Genomic DNA, 12,104 nt, shown 5'->3' with positions numbered 1-12,104 from the left:
CCTAGCGAAAGACCGTCATGACGACGTCCGAACTGATCGCGACCTACTGGTCGCCTTCCGAGATCGCCACGAACGGCGTGATCCTGCTGCACCTGGCCGGCGCGCTGCTGCTCGGCCTGCTGGTCGGCTACGAGCGTTCGTACCACGGCCGCGCGGCCGGCATGCGCACCTATGGCCTAGTGTGCATGGCCTCGGCGGCACTGACCATCGTCAGCGGCTATCCGGAGTTCTGGTACGGCGGCGGCACCGGGGCGATTGCGCCGGTCGACCCGACCCGCGTGATGCAGGGCGTGGTCACCGGCATCGGCTTCCTCGGCGCCGGCGTGATCATGCGCGAAGGCTTTACCATCAGCGGCCTGACCACCGCCGCCTCGATCTGGAGTTCGTCGGTGATCGGCATCCTGGTCGGCGTCGGCTTTTATTTGTCGGCGATGGGCCTGGCCTTTTTCTCGGCCATGATCATGATCTACCTGAACCGGGTGGAAGCGGTGCTGCCCTCGCGCCGCGCAGTGGCGGTGATGCTGCGCTTTCGCGAGCATTTCCTGCCGAAGGAAGAAGCACTGCGCGAAGCGGCGCTCGAGCGCGGCTACCAGATCGCCGGCAGCTCGCTGACGATCGCCAGTAGCAATGGCCGCCAGGAGTGGCGCTTCGTGGCGCTGGCCCTGTCCAGCCACAACCGCGCCACCCTCACCGAACTGGCGGCCGAACTGGCCGCCTTCGAAGGCGTGGAGGGCTTCCAGCTCTCGCACGCACGTAACTGATAATAAAAACACACGGGATACACGACATGACCCATCAAGACGTACTCGATTTCTGGTTCCTGCCGCGCAGCGACGCCGGCTACGGCAAGGCGCGCCCGGAATGGTTCCGCAAGGATGCCGCTTTCGACACCCAGATCCGCGAGCGCTTCGGCGCCCTGATCGCCCAGGCGGTGGCCGGCGGCCTGCGCGAGTGGGACATCGACCACGGCGCCGAAGGCACGCTGGCGCGCATCCTGGTGCTCGACCAGTTCACCCGCAACGCCCACCGCGACACCCCCGGCGCCTTTGCCGGCGATGCGCTGGCGCTGGCCGCCGCCCGCCAGCTGGTCGACAGTGGCGCCGACCGCACGCTGGATCCGCAAGGACGTTCCTTCGTCTACATGCCCTTCGAGCATGCCGAGGACGCGCGCATGCAGCAGTGCGCGGTCGATCTGTTCACCCAGCTGGCGGGCGAGCACGAAGGCTTCGGCGAGATGCTCGACTATGCGCACCGCCACCGCGGCGTGATCGCGCGCTTCGGCCGCTTCCCGCACCGCAATCCCATCCTCGGCCGCGCTTCCACGCCCGACGAACTGCAGTACCTGGGCCAGCCCGGCGCCGGTTTTTGATGTCCGCAACGCTGAACATCGTCGGCGCCGGCCACGTCGGGCGCACGCTCGGCCGCCTGTTCGCCGCGCGCGGCGCTTTTGACGTGCAGGACGTGCTGACCCGCTCGCTGGACAGTGCGCAGGAAGCCGTGGCCTTCATCGGCGCCGGCCGTGCACTGGCCGACCTCGCTGACCTGCGTCCGGCCAGAGCCTGGATGCTGGCCGTGGGCGACGATGCGATCGCACCCACTTGCGCCGCGCTGGCCGAAGCCGGCCTGCTGAATGATGCCGTGGTCTTCCACTGCAGCGGCGCCAAGTCATCCGGTGAACTGCAGGCCGCCATCGACGCCGGCGCACTCGTCGCCAGCGTGCATCCGGTGCGCAGCTTCGCCGATCCGGAAAGCGTGGCGGGTGCGTTTGCCGGCACCTGGTGCGGCGTCGAGGGCGATGCCGGGGCGCTGGCCCTGCTCACGCCTGCTTTCGAAACCATCGGCGCGCGCCTCGTCCCGATCGACGCCGCCGCCAAGACCGTCTACCATGCCGCCTCCGTGTTCGCCTCGAACTACCTGGTGACGGTGCTCGATGCCGCCCTGCGTGCCTACGTGGCGGCCGGCGTGCCGGAGCAGGTGGCGCGCGAACTGGCGCAGCCGCTGGCAAGCGAGAGCCTGGCCAACGTCTTCAGGCTCGGCCCGGCCGTGGCCCTGAGCGGCCCGGTGGCGCGCGGCGACCTGGCCACCGTGGCGCGCCAGCAGGCGGCGGTATCGAACTGGGATGCCCCGACCGGACACCTGTACGACGCCCTGGTCGAGGCCACGACCGCATTGGCCGAACGCAAGCGGCGCGGCCAACCCTGAATCAACACAAGGAAAACGAATGTATTTGAGTGCCTGGGCCACGCTGGCCGCGTTGGGCGTGTATTTCTGGACCGGCGTGGTGGCCGGCGCGGCGCGCGTGCGCTACAAGGTGCCGGCGCCCTCGATGGACGGGCCGGAAGCCTTCCAGAGCCGCCAGCGCGTGCAAATGAATACCCTCGAGCAGTTGCCGCTGGTGCTGGTGCCGATGTGGCTGTGCGCCTGGTACCTGGGCGATACCTGGGCGGCGGCAGGCGGCATGCTGTGGTGCTGCGCACGCGTGCTGTATGCGCTCGGCTACTACCGCGACCCGGCCAAGCGCGAACTTGGCTTCATCCTCGGCATGCTCGCCTGCGGCGCCCTGGTGGCCGGTGCAAGTGTTGGGTTATTGATGCAGTAGGGCAAGTTTATTGCTTCAATGCATCGACAAAGCGGTCAAACGACAATAAGCTTGCTGCCTGATTCCGTCAATACACGGTGACTGGTGCGCGTCGCGCCCGGGCCGGCTTCGACGCAGGAGGCAGCATGTTGTTCTTGAAGAGTACCGCAACGACCAGGGCACCGGGGATCTACGAAGTCGACATCGCCGCCAAGCCGCCGGGAAAGACCTATGGCGTCTTCCTGGCCACCGATCCGGACAATCCGCCACATTCGGTGCTGGCCGCATTGACCGAGCTCGGCTTCAAGGGCACCTACCAGAAGCGCTATACGCACCGCGACAGCGGGCACGTGCTCGACCTGCACTTCGAAAAAGACGGCACCGACATCTTCAAGGGCTGGAAGGCCGAGGAGTGCAGCGCCAACCTGGCCGCCATCGATGTCCTGTTCGGGAATGTCGGCATTGCCGTCACGCCCAGGGTAATGACGATGGCAGAGGCGTATTCCTGAGCTTGTTTTGTGGTGGGTTCAAGAACCCACCCTACGTATGGTCGGCTGATGTAGGGTGGGTCGGTCCGCGTGCGGCTCGAACCCACCAAGCTGCGTCAGGATCGGATACAGTGCTGCATGGATTTATTCGACTCGCCCGGTACGCTCACATCCATTCCCATCGAAGATGGCGCGCTGGCCCTGATGGCGCGCCTGCCGCTGCCGTATTCCAACGACGAGATACTGTCGCGCCTGCTGGCCGAGACCCCGTGGCGCCAGGACAGCATCGTCCTGTTCGGCAAGCGCCACCTGCAACCACGCCTCACTGCCTGGTATGGCGACGCCAGCTATACCTATTCCGGCCTGCGCCTCGACCCGCTGCCCTGGACGCCTTTGCTGGCCGAAATCCGCGCAGCCGTCGAAACGGCCTGCGGTGTGCGCTTCAACAGCGTGTTGCTGAACTATTACCGCAACGAACGCGACAGCATGGGCATGCACAGCGACGACGAACCGGAACTGGGTCCGGAACCGGCCATCGCTTCGCTCAGCTATGGCGCCACACGCAGCTTCGTTTTGCGGCATAAACGCAACAAACGGACAGTCAAGCTCGACCTGCATGATGGCAGCCTGTTATTGATGAGTGGAAAGCTGCAGAGCAACTGGCTCCACGGCATCAATAAATCGGCACGCACCATAGGAGCGCGCCTGAATTTAACCTTCAGGTACGTCGTTTAATTTGACGGCTTCAGGCGTCATTTTGTCGTCAAAAATAACTGAACCATTGGTCAGTTATGTTACATTTGATTACAGTTCTTACGGGATTCACACTGCCTTATCCTTTTGACCAGTGCTATCTTGGACTCATCGCGATTCAAGATGAATGGCGAACCAGACTAATATGTGAAAAGGATTCGCAATGAAAAAGCTGATTTTTGCACTGATCGCAGGCGCTGCTACCATCACCGCCGCCCAGGCCCAGACCACCATCACCCCACGCCCTTACGTCGGCGTCGGCGTGTCGGGTGCTGACCGTGAATACTATGTTCCAGGCGCCACCATCAACGACACCGACGGCTACCGCTTCTCGGGCAAGATCTTCGGCGGCGCCGAGCTGACCGAGAACTTCGGCGTCGAAGCCGGCTACACCGACTTCCGCAAGGCCGGCGCCAACTACACGTTCAACGGCGTGAACGCCCGCACGGAAGCCGATGGCTACAACGCCTACATCGCCGGCAAGGCGACCAAGGCCCTGAACGACAAGTTCGCAGTCTATGGCAAGCTGGGCGTGACCCACACCAAGGCTGAAATGGAATCGGCTACCGCCGGCCTGAACCGCAAAGTCAGCGACAACGGCGCCTACGGTGCACTGGGCATGCAGTACAACGTGAACCAGCAGGTCGCGCTGATCGCCGAATACGAACGCTTCGGCAAGAAACAGGACTTCGGTCCGAAGCCGGACGTCGTGACCATCGGCGCGAAGTACACCTTCTAAGCGATCGCTGACGATTGCTTGTTCCGAGAGTGTGTGTAAAAGGGCCCTGCGGGGCCCTTTTCTATTGATGCCGAGCGTTGAACCCGGTCAGTTGTCTCAACCGTAAGGCGTGCCTTGCGCGGCCCGGCCCACCCTACGCATGTCTGTTAAACCGGCGCTCCGAACTGCAAGGGACCGGCGCCGGGATGCACGAAACTGCGCGTCCAGGGCGGCAGCACGGCCGGGTCCGGCTCCGCGAAGCCGGACGACATGAAGCGGTGCAGGGATGACCACGGCCAGTCGGCTACCTTTTCGCACAGGCCATGGCGCATCGGATTGGTGTGCATGTAGTCGATCAGCGCCGCATACTGGGTCTCGTCCTGCACCCGGAACTGCTGGTACTGGCGTTCCCAGATCGCGCCATCGGGAGAGTTTGTTACCAGCGACTTGCGCAGCGCCTTCGAAAACGCGATCTTCACCGCTCGCCAGCGGCTCGAACAGTCGTGGTCGCCCGGCGGCAAGGTCCACATGGCATGCGCATGGTCGGGTAGCACGACCCAGGCGTCGACGTGGAAGGGTTTGCGCACGCGTGCCTGGCGGATGGCGTCGCCGAAAGCCGAGATATGGTCCGTCAGCAGGGAGCTGCCACGGTCCAGCAGGCGAACCGTGAAGAAGAAGGTCCCGCCGGGGACCCGGTTGTCGCGGTAGTCTGTCATGGATAGGGGGCCAATAAGGGGGGCCAATAAGGGAGCCAATAAGCAGGCCAATCGCAGGTGGTCGCCAGGTCGATCGGCGCAAAATGGCGCGGGGCCAGAATCCTCATCAATGGGCGATTCTACACACGGAATTTTTTCGACCGCGATCCATTTCCGCGCGTAAAAGAAAAGCACGCGCGAACATGAAAAAACCCCAGCGGCCTCGCGGCGGCTGGGGTTCCTGGCGATGTCGACGAACGATCAGGTCGTCAGCGGCTTGTAGCGAATCCGCTTCGGCTTGGCGCCTTCTTCACCCAGGCGTTTCTTCTTGTCGGCTTCGTATTCCTGGTAGTTACCGTCGAAGAAGGTAACCTGGGAATTGCCTTCGAAGGCCAGGATGTGGGTTGCGATACGGTCGAGGAACCAGCGATCGTGGGAAATGACCATCACGCTGCCGGCGAATTCCAGCAGGGCGTCTTCCAGCGCGCGCAGGGTTTCCACGTCCAGGTCGTTCGACGGTTCGTCCAGCAGCAGGACGTTGCCGCCTTGCAGCAGGGTCTTGGCCAGGTGCAGGCGGCCGCGTTCGCCACCCGACAGGTTGCCGACCACTTTCTGCTGGTCCGAACCCTTGAAGTTGAAGCGGCCGAGATAAGCGCGCGACGGCATCTCGAAGCGGCCGACGCTCAGCATGTCGGCGCCGCCGGTGACGTCTTCGAACACGGTCTTGTTGTTGGCCAGGTCGTCGCGGTGCTGGTCGACCAGCGAGACCTTGGCGGTCTTGCCGATCACGACTTCGCCGCTGTCCGGCTGTTCGCGGCCGGCGATCATCTTGAACAGGGTCGACTTACCGGCGCCGTTCGGGCCGATGATGCCCACGATCGCGCCCGGCGGCACGGTGAACGACACGTTGTCGAGCAGCAGGCGGTCGCCGAAGGCCTTCGAGACGTTCTTGAATTCGATGACTTCGTTGCCCAGGCGCTCGGCCACAGGAATGAAGATCTCCTGGGTCTCGTTGCGCTTCTGGTATTCGTATTCGCTCAGCTCGTTGAAGCGGGCCAGGCGGGCTTTCGACTTGGCCTGGCGCGCCTTCGGATTCTGGCGCGACCATTCGAGTTCCTTCTGCAGGGCTTTCTGGCGTGCCGATTCGGTCGCTTCTTCCTGCTTCAGGCGCGCCTGTTTCTGGTCCAGCCAGGACGAGTAGTTGCCCTTCCATGGAATGCCCGAACCGCGGTCCAGTTCCAGGATCCATTCGGCGGCGTTGTCGAGGAAGTAGCGGTCGTGGGTGATGCCGACCACGGTGCCCGGGAAGCGCAGCAGGAATTGTTCCAGCCACTCGACCGATTCGGCGTCCAGGTGGTTGGTCGGTTCGTCGAGCAGCAGCATGTCCGGCTTACTCAGCAGCAGCTTGCACAGCGCCACGCGGCGCTTCTCGCCACCCGACAGCACGCCGATCTTCGCGTCCCACGGCGGCAGGCGCAGTGCGTCGGCGGCCATTTCCATTTGCAGGTTCAGGTTGCCGCCGTCGGCCGCGGCGATGATCGACTCCAGGCGCTCCTGTTCCTTGGCGAGGGCGTCGAAGTCGGCGTCTTCCTCGGCATAGGCGGCGTACACGGCTTCCAGCTTGGCTTGCGCCTCGAAGGCTTCACCCAGGCCGGATTCGACTTCCTGGCGCACGGTTTTTTCCGGATCGAGCTGGGGTTCCTGCGGCAGGTAGCCGATGTTCAGGCCCGGCATCGGGCGTGCTTCGCCCTGGATGTCGGTGTCGATGCCGGCCATGATCTTCAGCAGGGTCGATTTACCGGAGCCGTTCAGGCCCAGCACGCCGATCTTCGCACCTGGGAAGAACGACAGCGAAATGTCTTTCAGGATTTGGCGTTTCGGCGGGACGATTTTGCCCACGCGGTTCATGGTGTAGACGTAATTTGCCATCTTTAGTAACTGTTATGAAATCAAGGTGCACAGGATACGATAGAAGCGGTCCGACAGACAGCCTTTATCGCGATTCTTTCGCCGCTGCCGGGCCGGACACAGGCTGGGCCGCGCTTCGCCCACGTTGCAGCAATCCCTCGCCGGCGAACAGCCCCAGCGCCGCCCAGATCAGGGCAAAGCCCACCAGGCGGTCGGCCGTGAACGCTTCCTTGAACAGCAGCACGCCGAGCAGGAACTGGATGGTCGGCGCCAGGTATTGCAGCAGGCCGAGGATGGACAGCGGAATCTGGCGCGCGCCGCTGGCGAACAGCAGCAGCGGGATCGCCGTGATCGGACCCGAGGCGATCAGCAGCCAGCGCGTGGTGTCGGACGTGGTCGTCAGGAAGGCATTCTCGCCATGCAGCGTCAGCCAGCCGACGTAGATCGCCGCGATCGGGAACAGCACCATGGTCTCGAACGACAAGCCTTCCAGCGCGCCGAGCGCCGCCGTCTTGCGCAGCAGGCCGTAGGCGCCGAACGAGGCCGCCAGGCACAGGGCGATCCAGGGCACCGAACCCGATTGCCAGGTCAGCCAGGCCACGCCCAGGGCGGCGATGCCGATCGCGATCCACTGCACGCGGCGCAGGCGTTCCTTCAGGAGCAGGTAGCCGAACATGATGTTCACCAGCGGATTGATGAAGTAGCCGAGGCTGGCTTCGATCACGTGGCCATTGTTCACGGCCCAGATATACAGCAGCCAGTTCGCGCTCAGCAAGAATGCCGAGGCAACGAAACTGCCGAACACGCGCGGCTGGCGCACCTGGTTCAGCCAGGCCCATTGCCGGCGCAGGGCCAGCACCACCAGCAAAAAGGCAAGCGACCACAGCATGCGGTGCGCCAGGATCTGCATGGACGGCACTTCGCGCACGGCATGGAAATACAAAGGGAACAGGCCCCAGCACAGGAAGGCCAGGGCAGCAGAAAGGACGCCGGTACGCATGGAATAGGGGAGAAGAGTTGCCAGTCCAGCATTATCGGCGAAGTCCGGAACGCTTGCCGGAGGCGCCCCGTTTTGGCCACCATACTGGCCACCATACGAGGCTAACGCGCGACCATTCCCTGTCGCTTCAGGCAAACTTGCAACACTCCGCGCCAGGGTAGGCCGAGCCGCTTGATTCTGCTTGCAATTTCCTTGTCGTTATTTTATGGTGCGCCGCACCAGAACAACAATATGGTGCAATCTTGACGTCGCAAAATAACAAAAGCAGCCTGGCGGCAACGACGCTGGCTGCCATTGGCATCGTCTACGGCGATATCGGTACCAGCCCGCTGTACACCCTCAAGACCATCTTCGACCCCACCCACGGCCTCGCGCTGAACACCCCCAACCTGCTCGGCATCATTTCCCTGATCTTCTGGGGGCTGACTCTGATCGTCTCGCTGAAATACGTTACGCTCGTGCTGCGCGCCGACAACCGCGGCGAGGGTGGGATCATGGCGCTGATGGCCCTGGCCCTGAATTCCGTCACGCGCACCTCGCGCTGGCACTATCCGCTGATGGTGATCGGCGTGTTCGGCGCTACCATGTTCTATGGCGACAGCGTGATCACGCCCGCGATTTCCGTGCTCGGCGCCATCGAGGGCCTGGAAGTGGCCACGCCGGCGCTGTCGCACTATGTGGTGCCGATGGCGGTGGTGGTGCTGGTCGGCCTGTACAGCCTGCAGCGCCACGGCACCGCCGGCATCGGGCGCTGGTTCGGCCCGGTGATGATCGTCTGGTTCGCCGCGCTGGCCATCATGGGCGTGATCAACATTGCCAAGGCCCCGGTGATCCTGGAAGCGCTGAACCCGCTGCATGCGGCGCGCTTCGTCATGGAAAACCAGTTCATCGCCTTTGTCGCCCTGGGCGCGGTGGTGCTGGCGCTCACCGGCGCCGAAGCCCTGTACGCCGACATGGGCCACTTCGGCAAGAAGCCGATCCGCGTGGCCTGGTTCATGATCGTGTTCCCGGCGCTGGTCCTGAATTATCTGGGCCAGGGCGGCCTGCTCATCACCGATCCGACCGCCGTGGAAAACCCCTTCTTCCACCAGCTCGGCACCTGGAGCGTGTATCCGCTGGTGATCCTGTCGACCATGGCGGCCGTGATCGCCTCGCAGGCCACGATTTCCGGCACCTATTCGATGACCAAGCAGGCCATCATGCTCGGCCTGCTGCCGCGCATGCGCATCCTGCACACCTCGGAGAGCGAGATCGGCCAAATCTATATTCCGGCGGTGAACTGGCTGCAACTGATCATCGTGCTGATCGCCGTGATCGGTTTCGGTTCCTCGGACCGCCTGGCCGGCGCCTACGGCATCGCAGTCACCGCCACCATGCTGGCCACGACCCTGCTGACCTTCTTCGTTACCCGTTACCGCTGGCACCTGCCGCTGTGGGTATGCCTGGGTGCGACCGGCTTCTTTATGCTGATGGACATCGCCCTGTTCTCGGCCAGCACCCTGAAACTGCTGCACGGCGGCTGGTTCCCGCTGCTGCTGGGCGCGGTGCTGCTGACGGCGATGCTCACCTGGAAGCGCGGGCGCGAGCTGGTGTTCGAGAACCTGGAACGGCACGCGATTCCGCTCGACGCCTTCCTCGATTCGCTGTTCGTGGCGCCGCCGACCCGGGTGCCGGGCACGGCGATTTTCCTGCGCGGCGAAAGCGACGGCGTGCCGCATGCGCTGCTGCATAACCTGTCCCACAACAAGGTGCTGCACGAGCGCGTGGTGTTCCTGACCGTGCACATCCGCGAGGAACCTTTCGTGCCGCTGCTGGAGCAGGTGCAGATCGTCGAGCTGGGCCACAACTGTTTCCAGCTGAACGTGCATTACGGCTTCAAGGACGAGCCGGACATCCCGGCCATCATGGCCCATTGCGGCACGCTTGGCCTGGTGTTCGAGAACATGGAAACCTCGTACTTCATCGCGCGCCAGACCGTGATCTCGGCGCCGGGCGGCGGCATGGCGCCGTGGCGCGAACACCTGTACGTGGCGATGTCGCGCAATGCCCGCGCCGCCGCCGACTATTACCAGATCCCGGCCAACCGGGTGATCGAACTCGGCACGCAAGTGGAGATCTGACCAACGCATACAAAAGCGATACAAAAAGCGGACACTCTGACGGTCCGCCCTCGGTTAAGGTGCAGCGTTTCCTGTTTTAAACATCTGCACACTTATCCGGGAGAGACCCATGACATTCAAGTTCCCGCTGATGGCCGCTGCCTGCGCAGCCGTCTTCAGCCTTACCGCCTGCGGCGGCGGCGGTAGCAGCGGCAGCAATGCCGCGCCGGAAGCCGTCAGCGCCCCCACCGCCCTGAAGACCATCGACTCCGTGGTCGGCACCGGCGCCGAAGCGGCGAACGGCAAGAAGCTGACCGTCAAGTACACCGGCTGGCTGTACAGCACCACGGCGGCCGAGAACAAGGGCAACCAGTTCGAAACCAGCACCTTCACCTTCACGCTGGGCGTCGATTCGGTGATCGCCGGCTGGACCCAGGGCATCCCCGGCATGAAGGTCGGCGGCAAGCGCACCCTGCACATTCCGGCGAGCCTCGCCTACGGCAAGAACGGCCGCGGCCCGATTCCGCCGAATACCGGCCTGGTGTTCGACGTCGAGCTGCTGAAGGTCGAGTAAGCGCATCCGGGCTTGCGCGCCAGCGCGCACTCCTGCGCTGGCGCAGATGACATGCACGCGCTTTCCTCCATCCTCGGGCTGCCCGGCCGTTTGTACACGGCCCATCCCGACCGACGAGGAAACGATGCTTCATTACTGCCTGCGGCTACTCCTGCCATTGCTTGCCTGCGCCTGGATGCCCGGCGCCCTTGCGCAGCCGGCATATGCGCTGGTCTTCGGACCCGAAAATTCCAGTCCGGGCGCCATCGACAATGCCGGGCGCATCGTCGGGCAAGTCGATGGACGCGCCTTCTTGTGGGACGGCGGCGCCGTCATCGACCTCGGCACGCTGGGTGGCGGCAGTAGCGCGGCGTTCGGGATCAGCGATAACGGCCTGATCACCGGCGGCGCCGACCGTCCCGACGGCAGCAGCCACAGCTTCCTCTACGATGGCGGCATCCGCGACATCGGCCAGCTCGGCGTGGCCAGCAGCGGCGCCGCTGTCAACAGCGCCGGCCAGGTGGCCGGCACCTGGGTCGACGCAGCAGGCGAAAACCACGCCTTCCTCTACAGCGCAGGCGTGGCGGTCGACATCGGCAACCTCGGCGCCGATTCGGCACGCGCCACCGGCATCAACGAAGCGGGCGACGTGGTCGGCTCGTCCTTCCTCGCCGATTTCACCGCCTTCCAGGCCTTTCTCTACCGCGACGGTGTCATCCGCAGCCTCGGCACGCTGGGCGGGCCGTCGAGCTGGGCGGCCGGCATCAACGACAACGGGCAAGTCGCCGGCACCAGCTTCATCGACGAGGAAACGCAGCACGCCTTTCTCTACACCGGGGGCGTGCTGCAGGATATCGGTTCCTTTGGCGGCGCCTTTACCGAGGCGCGCGGCCTGAACGATGCCGGCTGGGTGGTCGGCTATTCCACGTATGCCGACGATATCCCCGGCATCGATTTTTCCAGCGCCTTCGTCTACCGCGACGGCGCCATGTTCGACCTGAACCTGATTGTCGAGCGTCCGGGGGTATGGTCCATCCTCGACGCCTACGGCATCAACGATGCCGGCCAGATCGCCGCCACCGCCTGCACCGAATTCGGCGACTGCCGCGCGGTGCGGCTCGATCCGATCCCGCCGGTGCCCGAGCCTCGGCCGGGCGCCCTGATGCTGGCCGGGCTGGTGCTCGGCGGCGCCTGGAGCGGCCTGCGGCGCCGCATGCGCCGCCATCGATGACTGCCAGGGCGCCATGGCGCGTCGTCCTACGCGGTCCCGTGCGCGCTCCTGCCTTGTGTACGATATATGCAAGGTTTCGCC

At 64.3% G+C, this 12,104-nt stretch carries 13 protein-coding genes; 10 read left to right on the top strand and 3 right to left on the bottom strand.

Annotation, left to right across the window (positions count from 1 at the left end):
- Nucleotides 1-17: 17 nt before the first annotated feature.
- From LK540_RS06230 to LK540_RS06200, 7 genes are all read left to right on the top strand, one after another.
- The gene (locus tag LK540_RS06230; protein ID WP_229436191.1) at nucleotides 18-761 is read left to right on the top strand and encodes an MgtC/SapB family protein; all 744 of its coding nucleotides are present in this window, start codon (nucleotides 18-20) and stop codon (nucleotides 759-761) included.
- A 26-nt stretch (nucleotides 762-787) separates the two neighbouring features.
- Nucleotides 788-1,369: a DUF924 family protein gene (locus LK540_RS06225; protein ID WP_229436190.1), complete on the top strand. Its 582-nt coding sequence runs from the start codon at nucleotides 788-790 to the stop codon at nucleotides 1,367-1,369.
- On the top strand, nucleotides 1,369-2,202 hold the full coding sequence (locus tag LK540_RS06220; RefSeq protein WP_229436189.1) for a Rossmann-like and DUF2520 domain-containing protein: 834 nt from the start codon (nucleotides 1,369-1,371) through the stop codon (nucleotides 2,200-2,202). Before LK540_RS06225 ends, LK540_RS06220 begins: the two co-directional genes overlap by 1 nt.
- A 19-nt stretch (nucleotides 2,203-2,221) precedes the next feature.
- Nucleotides 2,222-2,599 (top strand): MAPEG family protein, encoded by a 378-nt coding sequence (locus LK540_RS06215; RefSeq protein ID WP_229436188.1) that lies wholly within the window; start codon nucleotides 2,222-2,224, stop codon nucleotides 2,597-2,599.
- Between the two features lie 125 nt (nucleotides 2,600-2,724).
- A complete protein-coding gene (locus LK540_RS06210; RefSeq protein ID WP_229436187.1) occupies nucleotides 2,725-3,087 on the top strand; it encodes a hypothetical protein in 363 nt (120 codons plus the stop codon).
- A 117-nt stretch (nucleotides 3,088-3,204) separates the two neighbouring features.
- Nucleotides 3,205-3,801 (top strand): alpha-ketoglutarate-dependent dioxygenase AlkB, encoded by a 597-nt coding sequence (locus LK540_RS06205; RefSeq protein ID WP_229436186.1) that lies wholly within the window; start codon nucleotides 3,205-3,207, stop codon nucleotides 3,799-3,801.
- Between the two features lie 181 nt (nucleotides 3,802-3,982).
- Entirely contained in the window at nucleotides 3,983-4,558 is a 576-nt protein-coding gene (locus LK540_RS06200; protein ID WP_229436185.1) for a porin family protein, read from the top strand.
- Between the two features lie 146 nt (nucleotides 4,559-4,704).
- Here LK540_RS06200 and LK540_RS06195 read toward each other — a convergent pair whose 3' ends face one another.
- The 3 genes from LK540_RS06195 to rarD all read right to left on the bottom strand — a co-directional run bounded on the left by LK540_RS06195 (nucleotide 4,705) and on the right by rarD (nucleotide 8,140).
- The gene (locus tag LK540_RS06195; protein WP_229436183.1) at nucleotides 4,705-5,253 is read right to left on the bottom strand and encodes a transposase; all 549 of its coding nucleotides are present in this window, start codon (nucleotides 5,251-5,253) and stop codon (nucleotides 4,705-4,707) included.
- A gap of 240 nt (nucleotides 5,254-5,493) precedes the next feature.
- Nucleotides 5,494-7,161 carry an energy-dependent translational throttle protein EttA gene (gene ettA / locus LK540_RS06190; protein WP_229436181.1) on the bottom strand — a complete coding sequence of 556 codons (1,668 nt, stop codon included), beginning with the start codon at nucleotides 7,159-7,161 and terminating at the stop codon, nucleotides 5,494-5,496.
- Nucleotides 7,162-7,225: 64 nt separating this feature from the next.
- The gene (gene rarD / locus LK540_RS06185; protein WP_229436179.1) at nucleotides 7,226-8,140 is read right to left on the bottom strand and encodes an EamA family transporter RarD; all 915 of its coding nucleotides are present in this window, start codon (nucleotides 8,138-8,140) and stop codon (nucleotides 7,226-7,228) included.
- 242 nt (nucleotides 8,141-8,382) lie between these two features.
- Between rarD and LK540_RS06180 the strand changes: the two genes are divergently transcribed.
- From LK540_RS06180 to LK540_RS06170, 3 genes are all read left to right on the top strand, one after another.
- Nucleotides 8,383-10,260, top strand: coding sequence for a potassium transporter Kup (locus LK540_RS06180; RefSeq protein ID WP_229436177.1), 1,878 nt, complete (start codon nucleotides 8,383-8,385; stop codon nucleotides 10,258-10,260).
- A gap of 109 nt (nucleotides 10,261-10,369) precedes the next feature.
- Complete coding sequence (locus LK540_RS06175) at nucleotides 10,370-10,813, top strand: FKBP-type peptidyl-prolyl cis-trans isomerase (RefSeq protein WP_229436175.1); 444 nt, start codon at nucleotides 10,370-10,372, stop codon at nucleotides 10,811-10,813.
- Between the two features lie 124 nt (nucleotides 10,814-10,937).
- Complete coding sequence (locus tag LK540_RS06170) at nucleotides 10,938-12,023, top strand: hypothetical protein (RefSeq protein WP_229436173.1); 1,086 nt, start codon at nucleotides 10,938-10,940, stop codon at nucleotides 12,021-12,023.
- Nucleotides 12,024-12,104 lie beyond the last annotated feature (81 nt).

It is taken from the genome of Massilia sp. IC2-278 (assembly GCF_020708045.1).
GTDB lineage: Bacteria > Pseudomonadota > Gammaproteobacteria > Burkholderiales > Burkholderiaceae_D > Telluria.
The sequence above is the reverse complement of the archived record's forward strand: the minus strand, read 5'-3'. Positions and strand labels throughout refer to the sequence as shown.

Coding starts and splice junctions, on each gene's coding strand:
- LK540_RS06220 (WP_229436189.1), top strand. CDS start 1,369: ATGTCCGCAACGCTGAACATCGTCGGCGCCGGCCACGTCGGGCGCACG.
- LK540_RS06175 (WP_229436175.1), top strand. CDS start 10,370: ATGACATTCAAGTTCCCGCTGATGGCCGCTGCCTGCGCAGCCGTCTTC.
- LK540_RS06205 (WP_229436186.1), top strand. CDS start 3,205: ATGGATTTATTCGACTCGCCCGGTACGCTCACATCCATTCCCATCGAA.
- LK540_RS06170 (WP_229436173.1), top strand. CDS start 10,938: ATGCTTCATTACTGCCTGCGGCTACTCCTGCCATTGCTTGCCTGCGCC.
- LK540_RS06195 (WP_229436183.1), bottom strand. CDS start 5,253: ATGACAGACTACCGCGACAACCGGGTCCCCGGCGGGACCTTCTTCTTC.
- LK540_RS06200 (WP_229436185.1), top strand. CDS start 3,983: ATGAAAAAGCTGATTTTTGCACTGATCGCAGGCGCTGCTACCATCACC.
- LK540_RS06210 (WP_229436187.1), top strand. CDS start 2,725: ATGTTGTTCTTGAAGAGTACCGCAACGACCAGGGCACCGGGGATCTAC.
- LK540_RS06215 (WP_229436188.1), top strand. CDS start 2,222: ATGTATTTGAGTGCCTGGGCCACGCTGGCCGCGTTGGGCGTGTATTTC.
- LK540_RS06230 (WP_229436191.1), top strand. CDS start 18: ATGACGACGTCCGAACTGATCGCGACCTACTGGTCGCCTTCCGAGATC.
- rarD (WP_229436179.1), bottom strand. CDS start 8,140: ATGCGTACCGGCGTCCTTTCTGCTGCCCTGGCCTTCCTGTGCTGGGGC.
- ettA (WP_229436181.1), bottom strand. CDS start 7,161: ATGGCAAATTACGTCTACACCATGAACCGCGTGGGCAAAATCGTCCCG.
- LK540_RS06225 (WP_229436190.1), top strand. CDS start 788: ATGACCCATCAAGACGTACTCGATTTCTGGTTCCTGCCGCGCAGCGAC.